Raw genomic sequence first — 26,356 nt, 5'->3', positions numbered from 1 at the left:
CCATGCGCATAAGCTGCGCGGGTGCTGATGCCTTCCTGCTGGACATGTCCGAGGGGGCCTTTCAGGACGCGATACAGAAACGCATCTGGAGCCTGGCCCGGATCCTGCCGGAGCAGCCCGGAATCAAGATGGTCATTCCGGGCGCCAACAACCTGCTGGTCACGTTCGATGACGAAAACCATGAGGCGCACGATATCCGCCGCATGCTCCATATGCTATGGGCGGAGGCCAGCGCGGATGAGATCGCGCCGCGTGAACTGGTCGTGCCCGTTACATATGGCGGGGCAGGGGGCGAGGACCTGCCATACGTTGCCGGGGTCACCGGCCTTTCCGAAAGTGAGGTCGTGGCCCTGCATACTGGCGCGATGTACCGCGTGGCGATGATCGGCTATTCGCCCGGTTTCGGCTACCTGACCGGCGTGCCGCCCCAACTTGCCATACCGCGCAGGGACACGCCGCGCCTGGCCGTGGAGCCGAAATCCGTCTGCCTTGGCGGAGGGTTTACCTGTGTCACCCCAAGCCGGGCGCCCTCCGGCTGGCATATTCTTGGAAAAGCCCATTGTCCCGACCTGTTTGATGCAACGGCCGCCGACCCGTGCATGCTGCGGGCGGGCGATATTGTCCGTTTTGTGAGTGCGTGATGCTGGAAGTCCTTACCAACGCCCCGCTGAATACCGTGCAGGATATGGGCCGCCCGACGGCGGTGCCGTACGGGGTCTCGTGCGGGGGTGCCATGGATCGGGATGCCCTGATGCTGGGCAACATTCTGGTCGGGAACGACCCCGGGGCCGCCGGGATTGAAATCGCGTTTTTTCCCTTCCGCGTCAGGTTTCGCAAGAACTGCGTTTTTGCGGTAACCGGCGCGCCTGCCCAGGTTACGCTGGATGGCGCCCACCTGCCGCCATGCTGGAGCATGATGGCGCAGGCCGGGCAGACCCTGATCATCGAAGTTCCCAAAAAGGGGATGCGCTCCTACCTCACGCTTGCCGGCGGGGTGGACGTACCCATCGTGCTGGGCGGGCGGTCGACGGATATCAAGGCCGGTTTTGGTGGCTTCAAGGGGCGCGGGCTGCAGAAGGGCGATGTCCTGCCCTGCGCCAAAGTCAGGCTGCCACCCATACCCCCCAACGGGCTGGGCCTGTCGTTCCGGCCACCCATGCCGGGCAAGGAAGTGCCGGAACTTCACCTGCTGCCTGCCGCGGAATATGACGCGTTTACGGAACAGGCTCATGCCTGTCTGGTCAACCAGCCGTGGCGCATCACCACCCATGCCAACCGGGTCGGGTTCCGGCTTGAGGGGGAAACGCCGCTGACCACCCGGCAGCCACTGAGCCTGCTTTCCCACGGCGTCATGCCCGGTACGGTGCAGGTGCCACCGGCTGGTCAGCCCATCATCCAGATGGCGGATGCCAATACCTGCGGCGGCTACCCGAAGATCGGGGTCATTATCGAGCCCGACCTGAGCTTCCTGTCGCAGATGGCGCCGGGAGCGCATGTGAAATTCCGCGTCATCGACCATGCGCAGGCCCTTGCACGCATCAGGACGCACCGCCAGCATATGCGCACGCTGGCACAGCAGGTCGCCACGGCGAAAACCTGCATCATCACCCAATAGCTTCAAGACATGCCGGAAAACAGGATCATGACAAAAATGACGATCGACATGAACGCGGATCTGGGCGAGAGCTTTGGTCACTACAGCATCGGCGATGACGCAGCCATGCTGGATATCGTGACTTCGGCAAACGTGGCCTGCGGTTTTCATGGCGGCGACCCCGAAGTGATGGCGCGTACCTTCGAAATCGCGCGTGAGAAAAATGTGACCGTTGGCGCGCATCCCGGCTATCCGGACCTATGGGGGTTCGGGCGCAGGCAGATCCCCTTCTCGGCAGGGGAAACGGAACGCCTGATCGCCTACCAGATCGGCGCAGCACAGGCCATGGCAGCCTATGCCGGCCACCGCATTGCCTACGTCAAGACCCATGGCGCGCTGGGCAACCTGACCGAGCGCAACACGGAGGTGGCGGCCGCCGTGCTCAACGCCATACAGGCGGTTGACCCTTCGCTTGCGCTGGTTGCGGGGGCTTTTGGCGAGCAGGAGCGCCTGGGGCGTGAACGGGGCATGACCGTCTATACGGAAATCTTTGCCGACCGGGCCTACACCGAAGAGGGGCATCTGGTCTCGCGCAAGGAGCCGGGGGCCGTGCTGCATGATGTGGACTTCGTGACCGAGCGTGTGATCCGCATGGTCAGGGCCGGTGCGATTGAAACACGCTCGGGCAAGATGCTGCCCACCCCGATGGATACGATCTGCGTCCATGGCGACAATGCGGAATCCGTCGCCATCGCCCGCACAGTGCGCGCACGGCTGGAAGAGGCAGGCATCACGCTCAAGGCTTTTGCATGAGCGCGCCCACCCCCACCAGCATGACTGATCTGGCGGAACTGATGTCCACCATGCAGCACCTTGGGGTGCGCGTGCTGGATTATACCGCACCTGACGGGCGGCATATCGTGCTCCGTGGCCCCGAACCCGTGGCGGCGGCCACGACAGGCCAGCCAGAACCGTTGCCACAGGTACCCGCCCCCTCTGCTGCTGCCCCGCCATTGCAGCTTACGGCCTCCATGCATGGTGTTTTCTACATGGCACCGGCCCCGGGCGAGCCCCCCTTTGTCAAGCCGGGTGACATGGTGGAGGAAGGACAGCCCATCGGCATTCTGGAAGCCATGAAAACCCTGACCCGGCTTGAAGCCGACTATCGCTGCCGCATCCTTTCCGTTCTGGTCAAGGATGCGGCCATTATCGAGCCGGGCACGCCGCTTTTCAGCGTGGAGAAACGCGATGACTAAACCCATGCGGGTCCTGATCGCCAACCGTGGCGAAATCGCCCTGCGCATTGCCCGTGCCTGCCGGCTGCTCGGACTTGAAAGCATCGGGGTCTATTCCGAGGCCGATGCCGGGCTTGCCCATCTGCAATACGTGGATGACCGGATCTGCATCGGCCCGGCCAGCGCCGCGCAGAGCTATCTCGACCATGAGCGCATCCTGCGTGCCGCACGGCTGTGTGGTGCGGACATGGTACATCCGGGTTACGGATTCCTTTCGGAAAACCCGGACTTTGCCGAGGCCGTGGAACAGGCTGGCCTGACCTTTATCGGCCCGTCCGCGCAGGTCATGCGGCTGATGGGCGACAAGATCAGCGCCAAGCAGGAAATGGTTGCAGCCGGCGTGCCCTGCCTGCCGGGCTCAGATGGCGCCTTGCCCGATGACATGGGCGAGACGCAGCGGATCTGCGATGGCATCGGCTACCCGCTTATTGTCAAGGCTTCTGCCGGTGGCGGCGGCCGGGGCATGCGGATTGTTGAAAAAGCCGGGGATGTGGCTGAGGCCGTCTCCAGCGCACGGCGGGAAAGTGCGCTGGCCTTCGGCAAGGACGATGTCTATGCCGAACGCTTCCTGCAGGCACCTCGCCATGTCGAGATCCAGGTCATGGCCGACCGGCATGGTGCGGCGGCGTGGCTGGGAGCGCGCGACTGCTCGGTGCAAAGACGCCACCAGAAACTGGTGGAGGAAGCCCCGCCACCAGGCATTCCCCCAGCCGACATCGCAGCACTCGGGGCCAGATGCGCCGCAGCCTGCCAGCGTATCGGCTATGTCGGCGCGGGCACGTTCGAATTCCTGTATGAGGATGGTGCTTTCTGCTTCATCGAGATGAACACCCGCCTGCAGGTTGAACACCCGGTTACGGAAATGACCAGCGGCATCGACATCGTACGCGAACAGATTGCCGTAGCCCTGGGTCGGCCGCTGTCGTTCACGCAGGATGATGTCCAGTGCAACGGGCATGCCATAGAATGCCGGATCAATGCGGAAGACCCCGATACATTCGCCCCCCACCCGGGCCGGATTACGCAGTGGTGGCCTGCCGGTGGGCCGAATGTGCGCATGGACAGCCATGTTTATGACCAGTACGTGGTGCCGCCTTATTATGATTCCCTGATCGCCAAGCTGATCGTGCGTGGCGCAACGCGTGAGGACGCCATTGAACGCATGCTCTGCGCACTGGGCGAGACACGTATCGGAGGCATCTGCTCCACCATTCCACTGCACCAGCGCGTGCTCCAGACGAAAGCCTTCCGCACGGGAACGGTAACCGTCCATTCGCTGGACAAAGGACTGATGAAATAGTCATGCCACACGATGACAATACACTTGCTGACGTGCTGACAACCCTTGTGCCGCTGATGCGTCAGCATGGCATGGCATCATGCGACGTACCCGTGGGCGAGGGGCAGCTCAAACTGGAACTGCACCCGCCCCGGATCGCCGAGGCGGTGCCCCACACGGCTCCAGTTCTGGCGGAACCGGCCACGATTGACGCGCTCAGCCCGGAAATGGGGATATTTGCCGAAGCCGTGGTGGAAGAAGGCCTTCGCGTACCGCAAAACGCCATTCTGGGCTTTGTGGAGGTCGGCCCCTTGCGGCTCGCACTCGAGGCGCCTGTTGCGGGCACGGTCATGCTGTGCCTGGTGCCTGTTGGCAGCGCAGTGGGCTATCACCAGCCGGTTTTCAGTCTCCAGCCCGACTGAGTGCCAGATCACATGATATCCAGCCCGTAGCCTCGGTATTACAGGGACTGTTTCAGGAACCTTCCTTCAACATGTCATGCAAGTGTTATTCTTTTATTCATTCATTATTTCATAACACTCTCTGAAGGGAGCGAGCATCATGGAATGTTTTATAACCCAGCCCGTGCATGAAGCGGCCATTGCGTTCCTGAACAGGCATGGCATCACGACGCGTTATGCCTCGGCGCCGGACATGCAGGTCGTCATACGTGAAATAGGGGGGGCGGATGCCGTCATTACCCGGGACCTGGGGCTGGACAGAAACGCCATTGCAGCGGCCCCCAACCTGAAGATCATCAGTTGCCATGGCGCAGGCACGAACCGGATCGATGTGGCGGCAGCACACGAGCGCGGCATAACGGTCACCAATGCACCCGGGGCCAACAGCCAGTCCGTGGCTGAACTGACCCTTGGACTGATGCTGGCCAGTGCGCGCAATATCTGCACGGCCGATATGGCTGTGCGGCAGGGTAACTGGCAGTGCCGCTATAATGCCGGGGGGATGGAACTGCACGGCAAGACGCTGGGGCTTGTCGGGTTTGGCACCATTGCCCGGAAAGTGGCCGTCATTGCCGGGGCTGGCCTGGGCATGCGGGTTGTGGCGTGGTCGCCCAGCGTGCCAGCCGAGGTCTTCGGCCAGCATGGCGTGGAACGCATTACGGAACTGAACGCCCTTTTGCAGATGGCGGATGTCGTCTCCATCCATCGTTCAGGCAGCCAGGCGGACAGGCCTCTCATTGATGCTGATGCGCTGGCCAATATGCAGCCACACGCCATTCTCATCAACGTCGGGCGCGGGTTTGCAGTGGATTGCGCCGACCTGGCGCAGGCGCTGGAAACAGGGCGTATCCGCGGTGCAGCGCTTGATGTGCTGCCGCAGGAGCCACCGCCAATGGATAACCCCCTGCTCAAGGCGCCCCATCTTGTCCTGACACCCCATCTGGGCGGCACGACGGAAGAGGCGCTCAGACAACTGGCCCTGATCTGCGCCCATCAGGTACTGGCCGTGCTGAGCGGCAGGGAACCGGAGCATCTGGTCTCACGCTGAAGGGTGGCAGAGCGGTTCATGTGCCATGACCCGCTCTAACGGCGTGCCGCCCGGCAAAGGCATAAAACAATACGGTAGCACAGGCAGATATCATGTTGGTCTGACAGGGTGATGCGTCCTGTCATCATTCAATGATAACTAACTGTATTTTTTGATCTTAGCCTAAAAAAAGATCATTTTTCACAATAGTTTTTGTACCTTATTGTTTTATCTTTCCCTGGTGAGAGTAAATATAGATGACAGCTACAGCAAAAAACATTCCGCCCTTCCATCTTGCATTCCCCGTGGACAATCTTGAAACGGCGCGGGCCTTTTATGGTGAAGCAATGGGCTGCCCTGAAGGGCGCAGTTCTTCCGAATGGGTTGATTTCAACTTTTTCGGCCACCAGATCGTGGCGCATATGGCTGACTGCTCGCAAAATCGCCTCCATCACAGCAGCGTGGACGATCATGCCGTGCCGGTGCCCCATTTTGGTGCGGTCCTTGGCCTGGAAGAGTGGGAAAAGCTGGCTGAAAAACTGAAGGCCGCCGGTACGAAGTTCGTGATCGAACCCTATATCCGCTTCAAGGGCCAGCCGGGCGAGCAGGCAACCATGTTCTTTTTTGACCCCTTTGGCAACGCCATCGAAATCAAGGCATTTGCCAACCTGGATAATCTGTTTGCAAAGTAATTCAGGGCTTTCCTTGCGCCTGTCCTGCCCTGGCTGGACCCAGGACCGGTCCTGATAAAATCTCTTGTTATGAATATTGTAACAACAGATGCTGGACAGGTAGCCTGCATCGCGCTGAAAAGCGCCCGGGGCTCCTGTCCATAACGGCTTACCATTTTCGGTTTTCCAAAAAAAATTTCCTACATTGTAACGACATGCCCTAATTTTTTAAGGGAAAAGGAAATAAGACATTTTTTTAAAAAAACGATTTCGTTCAAAAACACACAAACTATATCAATGTTTTAATGTGCATTTTCCTGATGCGAACTCTCTGTCTCCGTGCTCAGGAATAGTGAAATGATACAGTCAGTTACCCGAGGCACAAAAAAATAATGTCTCGGACTAAAAAAATATCGTTTCCTGAATTTGCGCTGGAAGAATATTATTTATTCGAAACGAGCCGATGGAAGACAGACATGAAATATTCATGCCGTGTGGGCAGGATACGTTCCTCATAAATATTCCGACCACCATAATTTCCTCTGGTTTTCAGAAGCCCTGACACGCTTTCGGTCATTTCCCGTCGCAGTTGCGCGATTTCTTGCCTGCCCATGGAGTATTGTTTGATGCGACAGAAGTCATCTCCGATTGATAAAAAGCTGTGGATCAGCACTGCGGTGTTTGTCACTGTTTTTTCAACGAACTGTATCGCCGCGACAACAACACAGGCAGCAGGCAACAAGAAAATTACGCCACAGAACGGTGAGGTTACAGGCCACACCATTAACAAGACGGCTGCACGGCCTGTCGCAGCCGCATCATCAAAGGCCGCTGCAAGCTCCGTAGAGAGCAACAAGGTCGAACAGCTCCAGGTTGTCCGTACGCATCCGGTAGGCCGGTCTGCAATTTCGCCTTCAACGCCGGTTCATAGCACCACATCCGTTACGGTAGTCAGCGGTGCCGCGCTGGCCGCGACGGGGCAGAGCAACGTCATGCAGGCGCTGGCGCAGCTTTCGCCTTCCATCACATCGCCTGCCGTGGGCGGTGTTGGCGGCAATGCCTTTACCCAGACAATGCAGTTGCGTGGCCTGTCGGCTGATGACACGCTGATCCTGGTCAATGGCCATCGCCGCCATATCGGCGCCAATTTCAACGCGAATGCCGGCCCCAACTGGGGCACGGAGCCGACGGATATCGGCCTGATCCCCATCACGGCGATCGACCATATCGAAGTCATTACCGAAGGGGCGACTGCCCTGTACGGTCAGGATGCGCTGGCAGGCGCGGTCAACATCGTGCTCAAGTCCGATACCAAGGGCGGCTCGGTCAACTTCAAGAACAGCGGGTTCTATGGCGGCGACGGCCAGACCCTTGATGGCACGGCCAACATGGGGTTTGCGCTGGGCCACAAGGGTGGTTACCTGGATCTTGCGGCCCAGATCGTCCATCAGTTGCCCGCCTTCCGCAACGGTGACTACAAGAACTCCAGCCGCTACCCGAACGACATGTATTATGCCCTGCCTGATGGCAGCAGCGATCCGCGGTCGAGCCGCAGCCGTGACGTGCAGCGTTCCAACGGCCTGCCCAAGGAAACGACGGAAACCCTGTCCGCCAACATGAGCCTGCCCCTGACGGACAAGATCAGCCTGTATTCCACCTCGACCTACGGGCATCGTAATGTCGAGATCGGACAGGCTTATCGTTCGGCAGCGGATGACCTGACCGTTACATCCCTGTACCCCAACGGCATGCAGCCCTACTACACGATGGAACAGAACGACTTTGAAGTTGATAACGGCTTCAAGGGGCGCAATCTCGGCTTTGCATGGGATACCTACGTCAATTACGGCAAGGACATGCAGTCCTATGACCTGAAGGACACGGACAACGCATCCTACGGCACGGCAAGCCCGACCCGCTTCCATACCGGCTCGGCCGCATCGAGCGAACTGACGGCCGGCTTCAAGGCATCGCGTAACATTGACACGGGTTTCCTGCCCAAGCCGCTCGCGGTTGAGTTCGGGGCTGAATACCGCCGTGACACCTTTACGCTGGGCGCGGGTGAATACGGCTCCTACGGTGCCGGTGATGTGCCGATCCTGACCGGCCCGGATGCCGGGCACACGGCCACGCCTGGCGCTGCCACGCATGCCGGTAACCCGGCCTATGTGGCAGGCAAATATACCCGTGATGTCTTTGATGGCCACGTCAACCTGGACTTTTTCGTAACGAAAAAATGGGAGTGGACACTGGGCGGACGCACGGTTGCGTACCATAACTACCCGGTCGTCTCCACGGGGTCGATCGGCACGCGCTATAACTTCAACAGGCGCTGGGCTATCCGGGCCAATATCAATACCGGTTTCCGCCCGCCAACGCTTGGTCAGACCTATTACTATTACAACTCGCCGCAGGCGACCTATTCCACGCTGTCGCTGCCCAACAACAACGCGGCAGCCCAGGCGCTTGGCGCAGGCAAGCTCAAGGGAGAGTATTCCCGCAGCTTCTCTGTGGGCGTGGATGCAACGCCGCTGGATAACTGGCACCTGACAGGCAACCTGTACTATATCGCCATCAACGACCGCCTTGCCAGCACCACAACGCTGGGCGGCAGCTTTGTTGCCCAGACCCTGCAGGCCAACGGCATGGGCAATGCAACCTATGCTTCTTATTATTCAAACCCGGTCAACACCAATACGTGGGGCGGCGACCTGTCTACTGACTATACGCTGCGAACCCGGAACCTCGGCATGTTCCGCTTCGCGTTCAGCGTAAACTTCTCGGATAACGAAATCCGCAGCTTCAACAAGACACCGTCTGTCCTGGCCAATAATGGCCTTTCCGCCTACAACAGCTACGCGATTGCCGAACTGATCCATTCCAGCCCCAAGAACCGTGAAACCCTGAGCGTCAACTGGAACCGGGGCAAATGGTCCGTTTCCGTTCAGGAAATGCGTTACGGCTCCAGCGTGTTCATTGCGGCCCCCAGCCTGCCCAACAACCTGTGGACCAAGATCAACCCTGCCTTCATTACCAACATGGAAGTTGGCTACAAGATCACACCCATCTGGCGTGTCGCTGTTGGCGCGAATAACCTTGGCAACAAATACCCGACACGCGTCAAGGAAGCTGCTTCCGTTTCGAACAACAACCTGTATAAATACCCCAACTCTTCACCGTATGGATACTTCGGTGGTATGTACTACGTGTCGACATCCCTGAACTTCTAAAATACAGTCACCCTGTCATGCACCGATTACAGCTTTTGACTGGATCGGTGCATTTTCTGTTTGCAGGCCAGCAGGCGAAAAGGGACTGACATGCGCTGCTCGCGTAGTGTTGTACACGAGCGGGCAATGCGTTCATGCCGGTTGTGGATTGGTCAGATAAGGCGTGTACTATCGAAATCGATGCAACTCCGTTCCAGGGAACGTGGCGCCCATTTCAGCCATGTCGATTTGCAATAGCGGACCGGAATCAAAGAGTGTCTGAAAACATCTCGCTGATAAAATCGATATGTTTTGAAGCTTTTATAAAAACGTCTCAGCCACATGGCAGGCAGACATAAGCCACGGCGGCACCAAATGCGCGGCTTCGATTCTTTGCAGACAGTCATGCCACCAGAGAGAAGGACGAAAAACCGCCTTCAGGTATTACCGCGCGGCTTCGCCTTCCTGCGGCCCACAACGGAGAGGCGGGTGGTGACAAGGTCATACCCCATCTCGCGCACGATATTTTCAAGCAGGGCATCGAGTTCGGGGTTTTCGAATTCGATCACCTTGCCGCTATCGGCATCGATCAGGTGGTAATGATCGCCATGATCGCCATCGGCCACTTCATAACGCGCCCGACCGCCACCAAAATCACGGCGCTGGAGAATGCCATTTTCCTCGAACAGACGCACCGTACGGTACACCGTGGCGATGGAAATGCGTGGATCGACTTCCACCGCGCGGCGGTACAGCTCCTCCACATCCGGGTGGTCGTCACTGTCCGACAGGACAAAGGCAATCGTCCTGCGCTGGCCTGTCAGTTTCAGGCCGCGTTCACGGCACAGATCGGCCAGGGGAGAATCGGGAAAAGTCGGCTCTTTCATCGCCTCATAGCATAATGCATACAGACCGGCTCGGTCCAGTAGGGATACGCGGTTCAGGCTGTCGATTTTAATTGCAAATGATAATCTTTCTCATTAATAAGGTCTCACCAACACATTCAGGGAGCGGGTCACGCCATGGCCCGAGCGGATGATGACCAACACCACAGTTTTCATGAATGATCTTTCATCCAGCGAACGCCTGCTGGTCTGGTGCGTGCGCCGCCTGAGCGGGCAGGGTGACGGCTCGCGCGGCACGCCGGGGCTGGCGCTGCCGTGCTTCCGGGCTGATTTTGCTGCTGTCATCGAGGCGTTCCACATGGCCATGAACCGCCTGCGGGCCTACCAGCGCGCCCCAGTGGATGTGGCGATCTGCTCGGCCACGCACCTGACCGGCACTGAAAACCGCTTTCTGCTCGCTGCCACCGCAGCACAGGAAGGGCGCGAGGGCGAGGTGAGGCGCATGCTGCGGCCCATCTTCGTTCACCATCATGTGCTTTCGCCCTTTGCCGCCGCCATTACGCAACTCGGCGCGTGCCTTGCGGGGGCAGGGTACTGGCTGCCGCGGCGGGGCAACATGCTCGCGGCCTCCAGCCGGGTGCCCGTAGCAGAGCCGCGCCAGATAAGGGCCGCTACGGCGCGCCCCGCACCCGAGCCCCATGCGCAGCAGGCCCAGCCCGTGGGCGCGGGTTGCCTTGCTGCCATGCGCTGGCACCACGGTGACATGGGCCGCGCGCAGATCATGTGGCCCGGCCCTGCTGCGAGCGTGCAGACGGGGGGCCTGTAAAAACACCAAAGGGGCCACACGATCGTGCGGCCCCAGCATGGCGGGATGACAGGAATGCCACCCATTGTATCGATCCGGCGGGCACGCCGGTTCATGGAAAATGCCTTCCTCGACCTGCTCGACATCCTTGCCTGGCAGGAAGGCGCGCCGCCCGCCACCGGTCATGACCGGCCGGTGGACCCGCAGGGGGGCGGGATTACTCCTGATCGGGGGCAGGGGCGGAGTTGAGCTTGATGTACTGCGGCAGGCCCAGCTGCTTGATGAGGTCGAACTGACGGTCGAGGAAGTCCTCGTGCTCTTCCTCATTCACCAGAATGCGCAGCAGCAGGTCGCGCGATACGTAGTCACGCACGCTCTCGCAATAGGCGATGCCTTCACGCAGATCGCCGATCGCCTTTTCTTCCAGCTTCAGGTCGCATTTGAGAATTTCCTCAACATCCTGGCCAACAAGAATGGTGTTGTAGCGCTGCACGTTGGGCAGGCCACCAAGGTAGAGGATACGCTCGATCAGCCAGTCGGCGTGCTTCATCTCCTCAATGGATTCCTCGTATTCCTTCTTGCCCAGCAGGGTCACGCCCCAGTGGCGCAGCGTGCGGGCATGCAGGTAATACTGGTTGATCGCCGTCAGCTCGTTGGTCAGCTGCGTGTTCAGGTGCTCGATAACCTTGGGGTCCTTGATGGGCATGTCCGTGTTCCTGTTCTGCAAATTATTATACCCCTCACGGGTTACTGCGTGGCAGGCGGCAACGCAATTACAAAAAAGCGTTGCATAACCATGCCCTGCGCGCGACCCTGCGGCCGGGCCACATGCCTGGGCACGATCACCAGGCAGGGCAGGGGGTAAGCCAGTATGGACCAGACCAGCTACCGCACACTTGATGCAGGCGGCATCCGCGCGTTCCTCGCCGGTCTGTCCGCCATTGCCACCCGCCTCGGCGGACCGCCCGAACAGTGGCAGGTGCGTGAGGTCAGTGATGGCAACCTCAACAACGTATTTCTCATCACCGGGCCTGCAGGGGAGGTATGCCTCAAGCAGTCACTGCCCCATGTGCGCGTGGATCCGAGCTGGAAGATGCCGCTCGACCGCACGTATTTCGAGGCCGCATGGCTTTCCGCCGTCGGCCCGCTGGTAGGCAGGCTGACCACCGAATACCTGCATTTTGACCCGGTGCTCTATGTGCTGGTGGTCGAAAGCCTGTCCGGCCACACCGTGCTGCGCACGGCGCTGATGGAAGGCGCGGACTGGCCGGAGGTCGCACCCCGGATTGGCATGTTCGTGGCCCGGGCCTGTTTTGGCACCTCGCTGCTCGCACGCCCGTTCGAGGATGTGTTTGATGCCCGCCGCCTCTTTGCCGCCAATCAGGCCCTGACCCGCATCACGCTTGATCTGGTGTTTGACGACCCGTACCGCGACCACCCGCGCAACCACTGGCATGACCCCGCCCTGAGCCCCATCGTGCAGGACATCCGCACCAGCGCCGCAGCGCTCCTGGCGGTAGAAAACCTGCGGCGGCGCTTCCTGTCGCAACCACAGGCGCTGCTGCATGGCGACCTGCATACCGGCTCGATCATGAGCACGGCGGATGATACGCGCGTGATCGATGGCGAGTTCGCACTTTATGGGCCCATCGGGTTTGACTGTGGCATGTTCGTGGGCAACCTCGTGCTGCATTTTTTCGCAACACCCGACCTTGCGGCCCGGCAGGCGGTGCTGCGCGATATCGACAGCTTCTGGCGCAGCTTTCATGAGCAGTTCATCGCGCTGTGGAACGCCGATGACGCCCCGCCGCCCGGCACCCTGCGCCCGCTGGCCTATGGCCCTGCGGCGCATGTGGCGCAGCAGGCTTTCATGGATGAGGTGATGGGCGATACCATCGGCTTTGCCGCCATCGAGATCATCCGCCGCCTCATCGGCTATGCCCATACAGCGGATTTCGACACCATTACCGACCCACGCCTGCGCGCCACCTGCCGCGCAGGCGCGCTGGCCTTCGCCTATTACGTGCTCGACCACCTGGCGGATATGCGCACGATGGCGGATTTCCTGTCCTGCCTGGGCGAGAATGAGAGGAAGGGCATATAAATCAGGGCATGAGAGCTGCCAGACGGGCCATGGACTGTCGCAGATCGGCCTCGATTTCAGGCAGGGGGCGACAGGGCGCGGATGTATCGAAATACCGGGCAAATGAAATGGCGCAGCCAATGCCCGCCCGCGCCCTGTCCAGCCGGGCAGTGGGGTCATGGGGAGCGATCAGGCGGTCAAACCACTCCTGCGGGTCGGTTTCCATGCTGGTGGTGAACACCGTGCGTGTGGGTGCGCCCGCATGATCCGCACAGGTCACGCTCAGGCTGCGATATAAAAACGCCCGAGCCGGTACCTGGCGTGCAAAACCGGTGCGTCGCCCCTGCGGCACCGCCACGGCAGGCGGCACGAGGCGCCACGAAGCAGGCGCGCCATCCGGCCCATCCTGCACGTCCAGATCCAGTTCCGCGCCATCAAGCGCGGCCTGCACAACCGCAGCCACGTGGGCCTGCGTCATCTCGCGCCGTTTCTCGCCATGGCTGCGGCTGCACCGCCGCCACAGCGCTGCCGCATTAACCAGACTGACCAGGCCGCGACGGGCAGCGGGCTTGCTGTTATCAAGCACCCACACATAGGTGCCAATGCCGGTGTTGATGAACATATCCTGCGGCAGGGCAATAACCGTATCAATCAGGTCATGCTCCACAAGGTAGCGGCGAATGGCGGACTCACCGCTCTCTACCCCGCCACCGTTCAGGGCGGCTGCATGGGTCACCACGCCAATCCGGCTGCCCCCATGACGGGGGGCGCGCATCTTGGCCAGCAGGTGCAGCATGAACAGCATCGATCCATCCGACACGCGCGGCAGGCCGGGCCCGAAGCGCCCCTGCGCACCCAGCGCGTGTTCCGCCTGTATCGACGCACTGATGGCACGCCAGTCCAGCCCGAAGGGCGGGTTGGCCAGCATGCGGCCAAAACGCTGCCGGGCATGGCCATCGGCCAGCAGCGTATCGCCCTGCACCATCTGCCGGGGTTTGAGCCCACGCAGCAGCAGGTCGGCACGCGCCAGGGCGCAGGACTGCGCGTTGAGTTCCTGCCCATACAGATCCGCCGTGACCACACGCGCGTGCAGACGGTCAGCCGCACGGCCGAGCAGGGCACCGGTTCCGGCGGCGGGATCATAGAGCGCAAGACGGGTGCCGGGGGTATCGGCGGCACAGACAAGATCGACCATAAGGTCTGCGACCTCCGGCGGCGTATAATGCGTGCCGGTCCCCTGCGTGGTGGTGAAATGGCTGACCAGTTCCTCGAACAGCTGCGCCATGGCTTCGCTGCCATACAGGGTGGGTGAGAGGTCAAGAGCGGCGAAATGCGCGGCCAGCAGGCCCAGCGTGTCAACCGCCGCCAGCCGCCGCGCCAGCCGGTCAACCTCAAGCTGCGCCATGATGTCGCGCAGGGCAGCGGGCAGGCGCGCGATCAGCCCGGACAGAGCCCTGAGCGGATCATCCGCACAGGCAATGGCTGCAAGCCCCCTACCTGTGGAGGGCCGCGCCTGCTCAAGCCGCCGCAACACGGTAAAGGCCAGTATGGCCGGCCCGTATTCAACCGGTTGCAATACGCGACGCAATTGGCCCGCAATGCGCCATATGGCCGAGGCTGACAGCAGGGGTGCGGTCACGGGCCGGTTAACGGGCGCGTTCTTCCGCTGCCGCCGTGCGCCACAGCGACAGGGCAACGGCAATGACCGCAGGCCCGATGAACAGCCCGAGCAGGCCAAACACATGCAGGCCACCCAGAATGGCCGTGAGCACCGCAAGGAAGGGAATGCTGGTGCTGCCACTGATCAGCTTGGGCCGCACAAAGTGGTCGCCTGCGCCATAGGCAATGGTGCCGATCACGCCCACGATCACCGCCTGCATGACGCCATTGGCAGCAAAGGTCATGAGCGTGGTCACGCAAAGCAGGATCGGACCACAGAACGGAATGACACTGACCACCGCCGTCACCAGCGTGAGCAGGGCAGGGTGCGGGGTGCCTGCAATGAAGTAGCCAATGCCGACCAGCACGCCCTGGCCCAGCCCCACCAGCACAAGCCCCGCCACCGTGCCGCGCACGGCGCCCACGGTGTTGCGGATCACATCACGCGCGCGCCCACCCAGAAAATGCTGCCCGACCGCGCGGATATCGGCAATGAGCGTTTGCGAGGCATGGAGATAGAAATAGACTGACAGCGTGGCGATGACGAAGGTCTCGGTCATTTCCATGAGGCGGTGCGGCAGTTCACGGCCATCGCCAGTGGCCACCATGCGCGATGCAACGCCGGTCCAGTGCCGCAGTTCATCGGGGTCGGACAGGTAGCGCTGCCACAACCCGGCCAGCCTCGGGCCAATGCGCGGAATTTCATTAATCTGCGGCGAGACGGGAATGCCATCATGCAACGCGGCACGCCCCCACGCCATGAGCGAGGGAATTTCCAGCCCTGCCCGTACGGCCATGGCGATCATGGGCACGGCCAGCAGCGCGAAGATGCCTGCTGCGATCAGCCCTGCTGCCATCCCACGGCCCATGCCGCGCCCGACCAGCCGGGTATAGAGCGGAAAGGTGGTGATGGTGAGAATCCCTCCCCACACGAAGGCAAACAGAAATGACTGTTCGATCCATGCAGAAAACAGCAGGACCGCACATACGAATATGAAGGTTCCGATATACTGGGTCCGGTTCCGGTTTTCTTCCATATGGTGTGTTCTATCCTGCTAGGGTTCATGAAAGGCTGTAATATAACGCCACGCCTGTGGTCATGGCAGCACAGGGTAAAGGCCCGGTTTATAAAAAGACATCATCCATCTTGCCCCTGCAGGCGCAAGCCGGCCTATTACCCGCCAATTTCCCGGCCCGGATGCAACATGCCCCGCGCCCCTTTGCAACGGTGGCGAAGATGGATGCAATACTGGTCAGCAACTCGAACGCCACCGTCGGCCCCGATGATGATGTGTGGCATCTGGGCCGCGTGGTGCACGGCACCCAGCGGGCCGAAACGATCCAGCCCCGGCTGGGCCATAAGATGCGGGCCGGGCTGGGTCTGATCGCAGGCCTATGCCGAACTCAGGCTTGATGGCCGCAGGTGGTGCTGTTTTATTATCCCATCGCGCAATGGAACGGCTTCTGGTGACGTGGGGGTGGACGTTTGGGGTTACCGGCCCGTGGCGTTCAATGACATTGTGGAAACCATCAGTGGACTGACGCTGCCCGCACGCCCCGCCGGACGCAGCCTGCCCATCATGAATAAGGCCCGGTACCCATCGCTGCCCGCCGTGCGGCAATGCGGTATTCGCGCAGCAGGCGCCTCATGCGCTGCTGTTCCTCAGCCTGTGCCGTAACCTGCTCCAGGCGTGCCCAGACCGCCTGCGCCACCCTGCGCTGGCAGGCCAGCGGCGGCAGGGTGAGTTCCAGCGAGGCCAGCGTAAGCGTATCCACCTCGGGGAACACGCTGCCCCCCGCGCGGCGGCGCAGTTCCGGCCCTGCCGCCCATAATGCCAGCGCCGCGTAGCGCAGGTCCATCTCGTCGCGCGGCACCAGCGCCTTGCACCCCTGGCTGACCGCAAGCGGACCGCACCCCAGCCCCACACGGCCCACAGGGGCGCGGGTTGAAACCACAAGTGCGCCCGCTGGCACCATGGTGGCCCGGCACGCCGCCAGCCCCGCAGCCGAGAGGCCACGCTGCCCGCGCGCAATCCAGCCCGGTCGGCCAGGCGGCAGATCCGCTGGCGTCAGCCACGTTACATCATCGCCCCAGTAGGCGGGCCGGGTCGTGGCAGGTGTGCCACCGCCGGTAATGTCAAACACGTGTCCCAGCAGCCGCCGCGTGCCGTATGCTGCCCCCATGGCCTGCGCGATGGCGGCCTGAACCTGCTCGCGTGCCAACGCGTCAAGCCCGTCCAGCAGGCGCAACTGCGCGTCAATGCGTTGCAGGCGCTCTTCCAGCCGGTTGGCTACAAGGCGCTGGCAGGCAAGGGAAGGGCACGGAACGGGCAGGCTGTTCATGCGTGCACGCGTCAGCTTGGCGCGGGTGGCGCCTTCCACATACGGACCGTATGAGAGGGTATTGAGGGCATGCGCCAAAAAGCGGCCATCCACGCCTGCGCGCGGGCGCAGTACATGCACATGGTTGCCTGCCCATAACGGCCCTTCATGAAAGAACGCGACATCACGCGTGGGATCGGAAAAAGGCGCGCCGTCCTCACCAAGCAGCACGAGCGCGCCATCAAACAGTGCCTGATCGACATGCCCGGTCACGCCACTGGCCCCATGGTAGGGCACCCGCCCCGGACGGAGCGCCCTCTGCGCGTGGTTAAGGGGCACACGGCCTGCATCAAGGCATTCAACCAGAGCGCCAAGCGGCACCACGGGCCATGACGGGGGCAGGCTGTCATCGCATTTCATGCCTCCTCCTTACTGTTGGCTCCGGCCGGGCTGCCACATAAAAAAATACATCATGACAGGCATTTGCGCCGCATGGCTGCTGGCCGTGCGCTATCGGGTCGTATAAACCCCACCCCAAGCACCATACCGCGTGCCGCACACGATCATGATCCGGCGGGGTCATGGGTGAAGCAGGGGGTTCATGACGCGTCCAACCACATCCTTCGGGGCGGAATTCCGTTCCATCCTTGCCATTGCCGGACCGATGGGCCTGTCACAGTTCACCCAGATGCTGATGGGGCTGACCGATGACGTACTGCTCGGCAGCCTTGGCGCCGCAGCGCTTGCCATTGGCGGGCTGGCCACGGGCACGTTCTTCACGCTCAACGCCATCCTTGCCGCCATGATCGAGGCAGGCGGCATCCTGCTCTCGCAGGCGCGCGGGCGGCAGGACCACGCAAGCCTTGGCACCATAATCACCTCCATGCTCGTGGTTGCCATCATGCTGTGCGGGCCGGAACTGTTCTGCCTATACCATATCGACCGGCTTCTGGCATGGCTGCACGAGCCCGAGGCCATCCGCGCGCCAGTGACCGGTTTCGTGCATATCCTGATGTGGGCGGTGCCGCCTGCGCTGCTGGGTCAGGGCGTGCTGACCACGGCGCTGCCGGTCATGGGGGCGCAGGGCATCCTCATGCGGGTGATGCCGTGCATTACGGTCGTGAACGGGGTGCTGAACGCAACGCTCATCCATGGCTGGTTTGGCCTGCCCGCGCTGGGGCTGCACGGCTCGGCGGTGGCAACTGTCATTACCCTGTGGTGCATGCCCGTCATTCTGCTGGCCTTCATGGCACGCAGGCCCGAACTACGCACGGCGCTGCGCCCGCGCGCGCATGACTGGGGGCATACGGGGGCACTGCTGCGCACCGGCCTGCCCATGCTGGCAGCCGCGATGGCGGAGGTCACGCTGTTTCAGGCCAACAGTTTCGAGGCCGCCAAACTGGGCAATGCAGGGCTTGCGGCATTCCAGATCATGCTGGGCATCGGCATGCAGTGCTTCGTGCTGTATCTGGCCATGGCGCAGGCGAGCAACATACGCGTAGGCTACTGGACGGGGCGCAACGACCCGGCCATGGTCCGCCGTGCCGCCGGTGCGGGCATGGTGCTGGGCATGGGGGTGGCCTGCGTGACCACGCTCATCCTGGCGTTGGGGCGGCAGACCATCATTGGCTTCTATCTTGATGCGGCCCTGCCCGACAACACGCAGGCGGTGCAACTGGCGCTCACGCTGCTGCTGATCGGCGCGGCCTTTCAGGTGCCAGACGCCCTGCAGGCCATCGCCACGGGCATCCTGCGTGGGCAGGGTGATACCACCATCCCCATGGTGCTGGCCATTATCGGCTACTGGGGGCTCGGCTTTCCCGCCGGCATATTCCTTGCCTTTGACCAGGGCATGGGCGTACAGGGCCTGTGGTATGGCATAGGCATCGGGCTGGTGACGGTATTCGTGCTGCATGGCACGCGCATCCTGTGGCGGATGAAACGGACGGAGCGAAAAGGATAGGGAGCGCGCCGCCAGCCCTGCCAGTCCCTGAAAGTTTTTGGGCGCCGCCTTTTTTTTCAGAACGGCGGCGCTCCTTGAAGCTTTCTGAAAAAAGCTTCACCAAACCTTCTTTTAATTCCAAAGCGCTTTTTTCAAACAGTCTCTTACAGGCGCTTATGCATTTCCTCACGTATGGAATTGCATTTCTTGGTAAACACGCCTGCCTGCGACGCGGTCATGAAATTGATCAGGAACGCGCCAAGCAGCGAACAGAAGGACAGGATGATCAGCACCCGCCCCATGAGCGAGATCACCCCGCTATAATGCACCGCTGAATACCACAGCAGCCCCAGACTCAGCACGGCACCGAACACGCCGAGCACGCCGGTGGAGCGGATGAGGGATTCCTCCTCGCGGATGAAGGTGGAGGATTCCTGCCATAACATGAAAAGCTTGCGGTCCATTTCCTGAACGGCGGCGGCATAATCCTCGGCATCATCGGGATGCTGGTGATCAGTGCCGCTGCGGTGCAGTTCGAGTTCCTGCCGGGCCTTGGCAAAAACGCGCCTGCGTTCCTTTATGGCGGGCAGGCTGATATCGACAAAGCTGAGAATGGCCACGTTCAGCCCAGCTGATAGCTGGATCACCGCTTGGAAATCACCCCAGATCACAGGTTACCCCCTGCGGGTCCACATAACCGTGCACTGTAGCAAACCCTGACAAATACAAAGCCATCCAGCATGCAAGGGCTGCATGCCAGTTCCCAACGTACCATGCAATATGGCAGCACGCCTGCCTTTAGGGTTAGCATGAAGCGTGATGAATATCCATGTCCCCTCCACCTATGAGGTCTACCGTGGCTGGCAGTCCATACAGGGCACCGGGCTGGAAATCGGCACGACCCTGCTTGTCGGCGCCGTGCTGGTACTGGCCTGCAGCATGGTGCTGTTCCTGCTGCCAACCTTCATTGCGTGCCGCCGCAAGGTACATAATGCGGCGGTCGTGGCAGTGGTGAACTGCACCCTGGGCATGACGGGGGTAGGGTGGGTGATCGCGCTGCTCATGGCCTGCCTGCTCGAGACCGATGCCAGCCGCCATGCGCGCCTGCGCCGGAGCGAACCGGCCACGTTCCTGACCGTGCCATAGGATCGCTCAGGGAAGGGGGGAGCATCCTTGTCCGCCGCTATATTGTTCTATACTGTATATATTCATCTGAACACATGGCAGGATAATACGATGTCTTCCAACACGCAGGCCGTCATCATTACACTCAACAACAAGGACCTGCCGCCAGAGGTCTATGAAGAATATGATCTCTGCACCCTTGAAGATGAAATAGAGGACGTGATGGGCGATGCAGGCGTGCTCGACGGCCATGAATTCGGCCCCGAAGCTGCGCAGATCTTTCTGTACGCACCCGATGCCGAGCTTCTCTTCCGCCTGATCGAGCCTGTGGTGAAGGCTTACCCGCTCTGCGCAAAAGGCAGCGTTGAAATCAGGCCCGGCGATGCGGAAACCAAGAGCCGCCTCGTCCAGCTCCCTGATCTTGTACGGTCCTAATGAAAAAAGGGAACATGCCAGATGGCGTGCTCCCTTTGATCTGCAATCGTCAGGCTGCTCCTGACGGCGCTTTCTTCAAAAATCCTGAAAGAATGCCGCCTTTTTGAAAAAAGGCGGCACCAAAAAACTTATATTTCTTGTCAACGCGTTCTGTTCAAACGCCCTGTTACTGCTGCTTGTACAGCAGGCGGGCGCGCAGCGTGCCCTTGAGTTCGCGCAGGCGGTCAAGGATGCGGTTGTCCTTTTCCACATCACGGCCGGTATCGGCCTCGACCACCACATAGCCCAGTTCACCCGCCGTCTGCAGGTACTGCGCGGTGACGTTGCAGGACTCCCTGGAGAAGATCTCGTTGATCTGCAGCATGATGCCCGGCACGTTGCGGTGCACATGCATGAAGCGCGTGCCGTGCGGGTTTTCGGGCAGCTGTACGGTGGGGAAGTTCACAGCACCCAGCGTGGAGCCAATATCGGAGTAGTCCACCAGCTTGCGGGCCACTTCCACACCGATGCGCTCCTGCGCTTCCGCCGTGGAACCACCTATATGCGGCGTCAGGATCACGTTATCCAGCCCACGCAGCGGGGTTTCCAGCGGCTCGCCTGCCTGCTTGGGCTCCTTGGGGAACACGTCGATGGCAGCACCCAGCAGGTGGCCATCCTTCAGGGCGGCGGCCAGCGCATCGAGGTCCACCACATTGCCGCGCGCATTGTTGATGAGGAAGGAACCCTTCTTCATCGCGCGGATCTGCGCCTCGCCAATCATGCCCGCGGTCTCGGGGGTCTGGGGCACGTGCAGGCTGACCACGTCGCTCTGGGCCAGCAGGGTTTCAAGCGTATCGACCGGGGTTGCATTGCCGTGCACCAGCTTGTCGATCACGTCGTAATAGAACACGCGCATGCCAAAGGCTTCGGCCAGCACGGAAAGCTGCGAGCCAATCGAGCCATAGCCTACGATGCCCAGCGTCTTGCCGCGCACTTCCCAGCTGTTGGTGGCGGATTTCTTCCAGATACCCGCATTGCATTCCTCCGACTTGGGGAAGATGCGGCGCATCAGCATCACGATCTCGCCCATGACCAGTTCGGCCACCGAGCGCGTGTTACTGTAAGGCGCGTTGAATACGGGAATACCGGCCTCACGCGCGGCGTTGAGGTCAACCTGGTTGGTGCCGATGCAGAAGCAGCCGATGGCGATCAAGCGGTCGGCCTTCTCGATAACCTCACGCGTGAGCTGCGTGCGCGAGCGGATACCCACGATATGCACGCCTTCCAGCGCCTTCTGCAGGGCTTCGCCTTCCAGCGCCGTCTTGAGGCGGGTGACGTTCTCGTATCCGTTTTCCTTCAGCAGTTTAACGGCACTATCATGAATGCCCTCAAGCAGCAGGATGCGGATCTTGTCCTTGGGAAGGGAAAGGTGGCCGGTGGATGGGCTGGTCATGTCGCGTGCTCCCGCTCTGATACGGTCAAGAAGGTAGGTCGTCCCTATCCGATTGGCCGCGCCATCGCTAGGGGGAAAGATGAATTCGTACCGTCAGCCTGCACGCGCCCCCGGCACAAGCAGGCCGCTTACATGTGGCAGGAGGCCAGCATTACCCAGTGCGAGCACCGTGCCATCGCCATCGGCACGCAGGGGTCTGCCCGCCCAGTCGGTCATGGAGCCGCCAGCGCCCTCCACCACCGGCACGAGTGCGGCCCAGTCCCATATCTTCATGGTGCATTCGGCAATGATGTCGATCTGCCCCAGTGCCAGCAGGCCGTAGGCATAGCAGTCACCTCCCCAGCTCGTGCGCCTTGCGGCCCGCGCCAGCGCATCAAAACCGGGGCGGTGCGGGGCATCAAGAATTTCAGGCGCCGTGCAGGAAAGTTCAGCCTGCCCCACGTCAGCACAGGCCCGCGTGCGCGGCGTGCCAGGCAGGGTGGCAATGAAACGCGTGGCCTCGCCCCGCAGGCCAATCCAGCGCTCGCCCGTGACCGGCTGGTCGATGATGCCAAGCAGCGGCACATCATTATGCAGCAGCGCGATGAGCGTGCCAAAGGTGGGCCGACCGGTCAGGAAGGCGCGGGTGCCATCGATCGGGTCGATGACCCAGCGATACGGGCTCTCGCCCCCTTCAAGGCCGAATTCCTCGCCCATGAGGCCAAAACCGGGCAGCCGCTCGGACAATACCGCCCGAATCGCGCGCTCCGCCGTGCGGTCGGCAATGGTGACAGGACTGGCATCGGCCTTGTCATGGGCCATGACCCCACGGCGGAAGAAAGGCAGCACCACGCTGCGGGCCACATCAGCAGCGGCAAGGGCGGCCTCGAGCACCGCATCACGCGGGAAACCGGCGGGCAGGGCGCTCATCAGGGGGTCTCCGGCTTGAGCGAGCGCAGATAGGCGATCACGTCCGCGCGGTCGGTCTCGGAGGCAATGCCGGGAAACGACATCTTGGTGCCTGAGGCGTAATCGGCAGGGCCCTTGAGCCAGGCGGAAAGGGTGGCGTTGGTCCAGGTCTCGTCCTTGTGCGCCTTGAGCGCGTCCGAGAAGTCATAGCCGGGAATATCGCCCACATGCGTGCCAAACACGCCAAACAGGCCCGGCCCGATGATGGAGGGGCCATTGGGCGCCATGCTGTGGCACATGGCGCACTGCCTGTCGGCCAGGGCATGACCCTTTTCCACGCTGGCCTTGGCTACGAGATCGTCAATGGAGGCGCCCGGCGCGGGGGCTGCCGGGTGCGGTATGGCCACGCCAGCCTTCACGGGCAGGGGTTCGGGCACGGCCGTGCGGGCAATACCCCAGCTTGCGCCAAGCACCCCCACGGCAATGAGGCAGGCAACCCCGATCTGGTTAAGGCGTGTACTGTCCATGAAGTCGGGCGTCCTTCCCACGGTTGCATGTAAACCGCTCCTTACCTAGACTGCCGCGCGCCCTGTGTGAAGCATGCACGGGCGGCGGGCGGCCCGTGCCGCCGCGACAGATTACGGATGGCCCAGACCCAGACCCCATGAACCCTATTGTCCTGATTCCGGCCCGGATGGCCTCGACCCGTCTGCCGGGCAAACCGCTTGCCGATATCGCAGGTCGTCCCATGATCGTGCATGTGCTCGAGCGCGCGCAGGTTGCCTGCATCGGCCCGGTTGCCGTTGCCACCGCCGAGCGCGCGATTGCCGATGTGGTGGAGCAGGCGGGCGGCACCGCCATCCTGACCGACCCCGACCTCCCCTCGGGCTCGGACCGCATCTGGCAGGCGCTGCGCACCCTCGATCCGACCGGCGTGCATGACACCGTCGTCAACCTGCAGGGCGACCTGCCGGGCATCGACCCCGACTGCCTGCGCGCCGTGCTGCGCCCGCTGGCCGAAAGTGCTGTGGATATCGCAACCCTGGTGGCACCCGTGTGCGATGAGACAGAGGCGAAAGCCGCCTCGGTGGTGAAGGTGGCCTGTGCCTTTGGCAGCGATGCGCCTCAGGCCGTGGCGCGCGCGCTGTATTTTTCGCGCATGCCCATACCGTGGGGAGCAGGGCCGCTGTGGCACCATGTGGGGCTGTACGCCTATCGCCGCGCAGCCCTCGCCCGCTTTGTCAGTCTGCCAGAAAGCGGGCTGGAACAACGCGAAAAGCTTGAACAGCTCCGCGCACTTGAGGCTGGCATGACCATTGGGTGCACCCGTATCCCTACAGCGCCTTTTGGCGTTGATACCCCCGCCGATCTTGAACGCGCGCGCCAGATTCTGGGAGCCATGGCATGAGCGCAGAACGCATCATCGCCTTTCAGGGCCGGCCCGGCGCCTATTCCGACCTGGCCTGCCGCACCGCCCGGCCGGGCTGGACCACGCTGCCGTGCCAGACCTTTGCCCAGACCATTGCCGCCGTGCATGACGGGCAGGCTGAACTGGCCATGCTGGCCTGCGAGAACAGCCTTGCAGGCCGCGTGCCCGACATTCACGCCCTGCTGCCGCAGGCGGGCCTGTTCATTGTAGGCGAGCATTTTCAGCGCGTGGAGCATTGCCTGCTGGGCATTCCCGGCACAAAACTGGGTGATGCAAGGCGGCTGCACACCCATCCGGTCGCCATGGCGCAGGTGCGCGGCGTGATTACCGAACTGGGGTTGGAGCCGGTTGTGGAGTTCGATACCGCCGGTGCGGCCGAGATGGTGCGCGAATGGGGCCGCAGGGAAGATGTGGCCGTGGCCTCCGAACTGGCAGCCGAACTCAACGGGCTTGAAATCCTGCGCCGCAACGTGGAGGACGCCGCCCATAACACCACGCGCTTCTACATCGCATCGCGCAGGCCCGATACGCTGCCACCACCGGGCCCAGATTTCATGACCACGCTGCTGTTCAGGGTCAACAACCAGCCCGGCGCGCTGTACAAAGCACTCGGCGGGCTGGCCACGACGGGCGTAAACCTGACCCGGCTGGAAAGCTACATGCTTGAAGGTTCGTTCTCGGCCACGCAGTTCCTGATGGATGTGGAGGGCCACCCCGAGACGCCCCCGCTGGCCGAAGCGCTGCGCGAGCTTTCATTCTTTTCGGAACGCCAGGAAATTCTGGGCGTCTATCCCGCATCTCCCTTCCGGCGGGGGGCATGACGGGCAGGGCAGGGCGGGCATGTTTTGCCCCCCATGCCGCATTACCTGTATGATACCCTGCCTGCCCGCGCCGGGACAGAGCGCACGACAACGATGGTGCCGGACAACCGGCGCACGCATAGCCAAGACACAGGATCCAGGTGGAAACAACCATGTTCAAGGGTTCCATGACCGCCCTTATTACCCCCATGAATACGGATGGGTCGCTTGACCTGCCTTCCATGGGCCGCTTCATCGACTGGCAGATCCAGCAGGGCACATCCGCGCTGATACCCGTCGGCACCACGGGCGAAAGCCCGACGCTGACTCATGATGAGCATGCCAAAGTCGTTGAATTCACCATAAAATCCGCGGCCGGGCGCGTGCCGGTCATTGCTGGCGCCGGCTCCAACAGCACGGCCGAGGCCGTGGGCATGGCCCAGCAGGCGCAAAAGGCCGGGGCCTCGGCCGTGCTGGTGGTCACCCCCTATTACAACAAACCCACGCAGGAAGGGGTGTACCGCCACTTCATGGCCGTGGCCGATGCCATCAGCATTCCTGTAATCCTGTACAATATCCCGGGCCGCTCGGTCATCGACATCTCGGTCGAGACCATGGCGCGCCTGGCGCTCCACCCCAACATCATCGGGGTCAAGGATTCCACGGGCGACCTACTGCGCCCGCTGCTCGTGCGCCGTGCGGTGAAAAAGCAGTTCAACCAGATCTCGGGCGAGGACGGCACGACAGTCTCGTTCCTCGCTGCTGGTGGTGATGGCTGCATCAGTGTTACCGCCAATGTTGCCCCGGCACTCTGTGCGCAGGTGCAGCAGAGCTGGAATGATGGCAACGTGATGGATGCGATGGAACTGCAGGATCGGCTGCTGCCGCTGCATGATTCCCTGTTCTGTGAAAGCAATCCCGTGCCGGTCAAGTTTGCCGCAAGCATATTGGGGCTGATGGGCGAGACCTGCCGCCTGCCTCTGGCCCCGCTGGCCGATGCCAGCCGGGTAAAGGTCAAGGCAGCCCTCGACGCCGTCGGGCTGCTGGACTGAGCC

The 26,356-nt window shown here is 61.7% G+C and carries 29 protein-coding genes; 19 read left to right on the top strand and 10 right to left on the bottom strand.

The window, feature by feature from the left end; translation table 11 throughout:
* The first annotated feature begins 2 nt into the window (after window positions 1–2).
* From pxpB to FMA36_RS13160, 8 genes are all read left to right on the top strand, one after another.
* Entirely contained in the window at window positions 3–641 is a 639-nt protein-coding gene (pxpB, locus tag FMA36_RS13195) for a 5-oxoprolinase subunit PxpB (RefSeq protein ID WP_159262803.1), read from the top strand.
* On the top strand, window positions 641–1,615 hold the full coding sequence (locus tag FMA36_RS13190) for a 5-oxoprolinase subunit C family protein (protein WP_159262802.1): 975 nt from the start codon (window positions 641–643) through the stop codon (window positions 1,613–1,615). Before pxpB ends, FMA36_RS13190 begins: the two co-directional genes overlap by 1 nt.
* Window positions 1,616–1,642: 27 nt before the next feature.
* Window positions 1,643–2,407 carry a LamB/YcsF family protein gene (locus FMA36_RS13185; protein ID WP_167518034.1) on the top strand — a complete coding sequence of 255 codons (765 nt, stop codon included), beginning with the start codon at window positions 1,643–1,645 and terminating at the stop codon, window positions 2,405–2,407.
* Window positions 2,404–2,850 carry an acetyl-CoA carboxylase biotin carboxyl carrier protein gene (locus FMA36_RS13180; RefSeq protein ID WP_240906360.1) on the top strand — a complete coding sequence of 149 codons (447 nt, stop codon included), beginning with the start codon at window positions 2,404–2,406 and terminating at the stop codon, window positions 2,848–2,850. The genes FMA36_RS13185 and FMA36_RS13180 overlap by 4 nt, the downstream gene beginning before the upstream one ends.
* Window positions 2,843–4,189 (top strand): acetyl-CoA carboxylase biotin carboxylase subunit, encoded by a 1,347-nt coding sequence (accC, locus tag FMA36_RS13175; RefSeq protein WP_159262801.1) that lies wholly within the window; start codon window positions 2,843–2,845, stop codon window positions 4,187–4,189. The genes FMA36_RS13180 and accC overlap by 8 nt, the downstream gene beginning before the upstream one ends.
* A gap of 2 nt (window positions 4,190–4,191) precedes the next feature.
* The gene (locus FMA36_RS13170) at window positions 4,192–4,590 is read left to right on the top strand and encodes a hypothetical protein (protein ID WP_159262800.1); all 399 of its coding nucleotides are present in this window, start codon (window positions 4,192–4,194) and stop codon (window positions 4,588–4,590) included.
* A 139-nt stretch (window positions 4,591–4,729) separates the two neighbouring features.
* On the top strand, window positions 4,730–5,677 hold the full coding sequence (locus tag FMA36_RS13165) for a hydroxyacid dehydrogenase (protein ID WP_240906359.1): 948 nt from the start codon (window positions 4,730–4,732) through the stop codon (window positions 5,675–5,677).
* Window positions 5,678–5,913: 236 nt separating this feature from the next.
* Window positions 5,914–6,348, top strand: coding sequence for a VOC family protein (locus FMA36_RS13160; protein ID WP_159262799.1), 435 nt, complete (start codon window positions 5,914–5,916; stop codon window positions 6,346–6,348).
* 421 nt (window positions 6,349–6,769) lie between these two features.
* Here the strand turns inward: FMA36_RS13160 and FMA36_RS19495 are convergent, their stop codons facing one another.
* A complete protein-coding gene (locus FMA36_RS19495) occupies window positions 6,770–7,183 on the bottom strand; it encodes a hypothetical protein (protein WP_240906597.1) in 414 nt (137 codons plus the stop codon).
* On the opposite strand from FMA36_RS19495, the gene FMA36_RS13155 reads away from it, so the two are divergent.
* Entirely contained in the window at window positions 7,074–9,557 is a 2,484-nt protein-coding gene (locus FMA36_RS13155; RefSeq protein ID WP_408885660.1) for a TonB-dependent receptor plug domain-containing protein, read from the top strand. The two genes, FMA36_RS19495 and FMA36_RS13155, sit on opposite strands and share 110 nt — an antisense overlap.
* 416 nt (window positions 9,558–9,973) lie before the next feature.
* Here the strand turns inward: FMA36_RS13155 and FMA36_RS13150 are convergent, their stop codons facing one another.
* Window positions 9,974–10,423 carry a Fur family transcriptional regulator gene (locus FMA36_RS13150; RefSeq protein WP_159262797.1) on the bottom strand — a complete coding sequence of 150 codons (450 nt, stop codon included), beginning with the start codon at window positions 10,421–10,423 and terminating at the stop codon, window positions 9,974–9,976.
* 148 nt (window positions 10,424–10,571) lie between these two features.
* Between FMA36_RS13150 and FMA36_RS13145 the strand changes: the two genes are divergently transcribed.
* Entirely contained in the window at window positions 10,572–11,207 is a 636-nt protein-coding gene (locus FMA36_RS13145) for a hypothetical protein (protein ID WP_159262796.1), read from the top strand.
* A 54-nt stretch (window positions 11,208–11,261) separates the two neighbouring features.
* The gene (locus tag FMA36_RS13140; protein WP_159262795.1) at window positions 11,262–11,435 is read left to right on the top strand and encodes a hypothetical protein; all 174 of its coding nucleotides are present in this window, start codon (window positions 11,262–11,264) and stop codon (window positions 11,433–11,435) included.
* On the opposite strand, the gene bfr is transcribed toward FMA36_RS13140, so the two are convergent.
* The gene (bfr, locus tag FMA36_RS13135) at window positions 11,404–11,892 is read right to left on the bottom strand and encodes a bacterioferritin (RefSeq protein WP_078523985.1); all 489 of its coding nucleotides are present in this window, start codon (window positions 11,890–11,892) and stop codon (window positions 11,404–11,406) included. The genes FMA36_RS13140 and bfr overlap by 32 nt on opposite strands.
* Window positions 11,893–12,057: 165 nt before the next feature.
* Here bfr and mtnK point away from each other — a divergent pair, with 165 nt between their 5' ends.
* Window positions 12,058–13,290 carry an S-methyl-5-thioribose kinase gene (gene mtnK / locus FMA36_RS13130; RefSeq protein WP_159262794.1) on the top strand — a complete coding sequence of 411 codons (1,233 nt, stop codon included), beginning with the start codon at window positions 12,058–12,060 and terminating at the stop codon, window positions 13,288–13,290.
* Window position 13,291: 1 nt separating this feature from the next.
* Here the strand turns inward: mtnK and FMA36_RS13125 are convergent, their stop codons facing one another.
* Entirely contained in the window at window positions 13,292–14,908 is a 1,617-nt protein-coding gene (locus tag FMA36_RS13125) for a class I SAM-dependent DNA methyltransferase (protein ID WP_240906357.1), read from the bottom strand.
* Window positions 14,909–14,915: 7 nt separating this feature from the next.
* On the bottom strand, window positions 14,916–15,965 hold the full coding sequence (locus tag FMA36_RS13120) for an AI-2E family transporter (RefSeq protein ID WP_159262792.1): 1,050 nt from the start codon (window positions 15,963–15,965) through the stop codon (window positions 14,916–14,918).
* Between the two features lie 161 nt (window positions 15,966–16,126).
* On the opposite strand from FMA36_RS13120, the gene FMA36_RS13115 reads away from it, so the two are divergent.
* Window positions 16,127–16,342 (top strand): metallophosphoesterase family protein, encoded by a 216-nt coding sequence (locus FMA36_RS13115; protein ID WP_159262791.1) that lies wholly within the window; start codon window positions 16,127–16,129, stop codon window positions 16,340–16,342.
* Between the two features lie 164 nt (window positions 16,343–16,506).
* Here FMA36_RS13115 and FMA36_RS13110 read toward each other — a convergent pair whose 3' ends face one another.
* On the bottom strand, window positions 16,507–17,670 hold the full coding sequence (locus tag FMA36_RS13110; RefSeq protein ID WP_159262790.1) for a restriction endonuclease subunit S: 1,164 nt from the start codon (window positions 17,668–17,670) through the stop codon (window positions 16,507–16,509).
* A 181-nt stretch (window positions 17,671–17,851) separates the two neighbouring features.
* Here FMA36_RS13110 and FMA36_RS13105 point away from each other — a divergent pair, with 181 nt between their 5' ends.
* Complete coding sequence (locus FMA36_RS13105; RefSeq protein ID WP_159262789.1) at window positions 17,852–19,213, top strand: MATE family efflux transporter; 1,362 nt, start codon at window positions 17,852–17,854, stop codon at window positions 19,211–19,213.
* Between the two features lie 143 nt (window positions 19,214–19,356).
* Here the strand turns inward: FMA36_RS13105 and FMA36_RS13100 are convergent, their stop codons facing one another.
* Window positions 19,357–19,863 (bottom strand): hypothetical protein, encoded by a 507-nt coding sequence (locus FMA36_RS13100; RefSeq protein ID WP_078523993.1) that lies wholly within the window; start codon window positions 19,861–19,863, stop codon window positions 19,357–19,359.
* A 148-nt stretch (window positions 19,864–20,011) separates the two neighbouring features.
* Here FMA36_RS13100 and FMA36_RS13095 point away from each other — a divergent pair, with 148 nt between their 5' ends.
* Complete coding sequence (locus tag FMA36_RS13095) at window positions 20,012–20,338, top strand: superinfection immunity protein (RefSeq protein WP_159262788.1); 327 nt, start codon at window positions 20,012–20,014, stop codon at window positions 20,336–20,338.
* Window positions 20,339–20,428: 90 nt separating this feature from the next.
* On the top strand, window positions 20,429–20,752 hold the full coding sequence (locus FMA36_RS13090; protein ID WP_159262787.1) for a hypothetical protein: 324 nt from the start codon (window positions 20,429–20,431) through the stop codon (window positions 20,750–20,752).
* 166 nt (window positions 20,753–20,918) lie between these two features.
* Here FMA36_RS13090 and serA read toward each other — a convergent pair whose 3' ends face one another.
* From serA to FMA36_RS13075, 3 genes are all read right to left on the bottom strand, one after another.
* Complete coding sequence (gene serA / locus FMA36_RS13085) at window positions 20,919–22,184, bottom strand: phosphoglycerate dehydrogenase (protein WP_159262786.1); 1,266 nt, start codon at window positions 22,182–22,184, stop codon at window positions 20,919–20,921.
* A gap of 93 nt (window positions 22,185–22,277) precedes the next feature.
* Window positions 22,278–23,093, bottom strand: coding sequence for an inositol monophosphatase family protein (locus FMA36_RS13080; protein WP_159262785.1), 816 nt, complete (start codon window positions 23,091–23,093; stop codon window positions 22,278–22,280).
* Window positions 23,093–23,599: a c-type cytochrome gene (locus FMA36_RS13075; protein ID WP_159262784.1), complete on the bottom strand. Its 507-nt coding sequence runs from the start codon at window positions 23,597–23,599 to the stop codon at window positions 23,093–23,095. The genes FMA36_RS13080 and FMA36_RS13075 overlap by 1 nt, the downstream gene beginning before the upstream one ends.
* 137 nt (window positions 23,600–23,736) lie before the next feature.
* Here FMA36_RS13075 and FMA36_RS13070 point away from each other — a divergent pair, with 137 nt between their 5' ends.
* The 3 genes from FMA36_RS13070 to dapA all read left to right on the top strand — a co-directional run bounded on the left by FMA36_RS13070 (window position 23,737) and on the right by dapA (window position 26,353).
* Window positions 23,737–24,480 carry a 3-deoxy-manno-octulosonate cytidylyltransferase gene (locus tag FMA36_RS13070; RefSeq protein ID WP_159262783.1) on the top strand — a complete coding sequence of 248 codons (744 nt, stop codon included), beginning with the start codon at window positions 23,737–23,739 and terminating at the stop codon, window positions 24,478–24,480.
* Window positions 24,477–25,322, top strand: coding sequence for a prephenate dehydratase (locus FMA36_RS13065; RefSeq protein ID WP_159262782.1), 846 nt, complete (start codon window positions 24,477–24,479; stop codon window positions 25,320–25,322). Before FMA36_RS13070 ends, FMA36_RS13065 begins: the two co-directional genes overlap by 4 nt.
* Window positions 25,323–25,474: 152 nt before the next feature.
* The gene (gene dapA / locus FMA36_RS13060; protein ID WP_159262781.1) at window positions 25,475–26,353 is read left to right on the top strand and encodes a 4-hydroxy-tetrahydrodipicolinate synthase; all 879 of its coding nucleotides are present in this window, start codon (window positions 25,475–25,477) and stop codon (window positions 26,351–26,353) included.
* Window positions 26,354–26,356 lie beyond the last annotated feature (3 nt).

Origin of the sequence: Komagataeibacter xylinus (assembly GCF_009834365.1) — a bacterium.
Classification (GTDB): domain Bacteria; phylum Pseudomonadota; class Alphaproteobacteria; order Acetobacterales; family Acetobacteraceae; genus Komagataeibacter; species Komagataeibacter xylinus_D.
Note: the sequence above shows the minus strand (reverse complement) of the source record. Positions and strands in the feature narration are given on the sequence as shown.

Coding starts and splice junctions, on each gene's coding strand:
- FMA36_RS13190 (WP_159262802.1), top strand. CDS start 641: ATGCTGGAAGTCCTTACCAACGCCCCGCTGAATACCGTGCAGGATATG.
- FMA36_RS13170 (WP_159262800.1), top strand. CDS start 4,192: ATGCCACACGATGACAATACACTTGCTGACGTGCTGACAACCCTTGTG.
- FMA36_RS13075 (WP_159262784.1), bottom strand. CDS start 23,599: ATGGACAGTACACGCCTTAACCAGATCGGGGTTGCCTGCCTCATTGCC.
- FMA36_RS13145 (WP_159262796.1), top strand. CDS start 10,572: ATGATGACCAACACCACAGTTTTCATGAATGATCTTTCATCCAGCGAA.
- FMA36_RS13095 (WP_159262788.1), top strand. CDS start 20,012: ATGAATATCCATGTCCCCTCCACCTATGAGGTCTACCGTGGCTGGCAG.
- FMA36_RS13140 (WP_159262795.1), top strand. CDS start 11,262: ATGCCACCCATTGTATCGATCCGGCGGGCACGCCGGTTCATGGAAAAT.
- FMA36_RS13080 (WP_159262785.1), bottom strand. CDS start 23,093: ATGAGCGCCCTGCCCGCCGGTTTCCCGCGTGATGCGGTGCTCGAGGCC.
- FMA36_RS13160 (WP_159262799.1), top strand. CDS start 5,914: ATGACAGCTACAGCAAAAAACATTCCGCCCTTCCATCTTGCATTCCCC.
- mtnK (WP_159262794.1), top strand. CDS start 12,058: ATGGACCAGACCAGCTACCGCACACTTGATGCAGGCGGCATCCGCGCG.
- FMA36_RS13165 (WP_240906359.1), top strand. CDS start 4,730: ATGGAATGTTTTATAACCCAGCCCGTGCATGAAGCGGCCATTGCGTTC.
- FMA36_RS13105 (WP_159262789.1), top strand. CDS start 17,852: ATGACGCGTCCAACCACATCCTTCGGGGCGGAATTCCGTTCCATCCTT.
- FMA36_RS13110 (WP_159262790.1), bottom strand. CDS start 17,670: ATGAAATGCGATGACAGCCTGCCCCCGTCATGGCCCGTGGTGCCGCTT.
- pxpB (WP_159262803.1), top strand. CDS start 3: ATGCGCATAAGCTGCGCGGGTGCTGATGCCTTCCTGCTGGACATGTCC.
- FMA36_RS13120 (WP_159262792.1), bottom strand. CDS start 15,965: ATGGAAGAAAACCGGAACCGGACCCAGTATATCGGAACCTTCATATTC.
- FMA36_RS13065 (WP_159262782.1), top strand. CDS start 24,477: ATGAGCGCAGAACGCATCATCGCCTTTCAGGGCCGGCCCGGCGCCTAT.
- FMA36_RS13070 (WP_159262783.1), top strand. CDS start 23,737: ATGAACCCTATTGTCCTGATTCCGGCCCGGATGGCCTCGACCCGTCTG.
- bfr (WP_078523985.1), bottom strand. CDS start 11,892: ATGCCCATCAAGGACCCCAAGGTTATCGAGCACCTGAACACGCAGCTG.
- FMA36_RS13150 (WP_159262797.1), bottom strand. CDS start 10,423: ATGAAAGAGCCGACTTTTCCCGATTCTCCCCTGGCCGATCTGTGCCGT.
- serA (WP_159262786.1), bottom strand. CDS start 22,184: ATGACCAGCCCATCCACCGGCCACCTTTCCCTTCCCAAGGACAAGATC.
- FMA36_RS13090 (WP_159262787.1), top strand. CDS start 20,429: ATGTCTTCCAACACGCAGGCCGTCATCATTACACTCAACAACAAGGAC.
- dapA (WP_159262781.1), top strand. CDS start 25,475: ATGTTCAAGGGTTCCATGACCGCCCTTATTACCCCCATGAATACGGAT.
- FMA36_RS13115 (WP_159262791.1), top strand. CDS start 16,127: ATGCAACATGCCCCGCGCCCCTTTGCAACGGTGGCGAAGATGGATGCA.
- FMA36_RS13185 (WP_167518034.1), top strand. CDS start 1,643: ATGACAAAAATGACGATCGACATGAACGCGGATCTGGGCGAGAGCTTT.
- accC (WP_159262801.1), top strand. CDS start 2,843: ATGACTAAACCCATGCGGGTCCTGATCGCCAACCGTGGCGAAATCGCC.
- FMA36_RS13180 (WP_240906360.1), top strand. CDS start 2,404: ATGAGCGCGCCCACCCCCACCAGCATGACTGATCTGGCGGAACTGATG.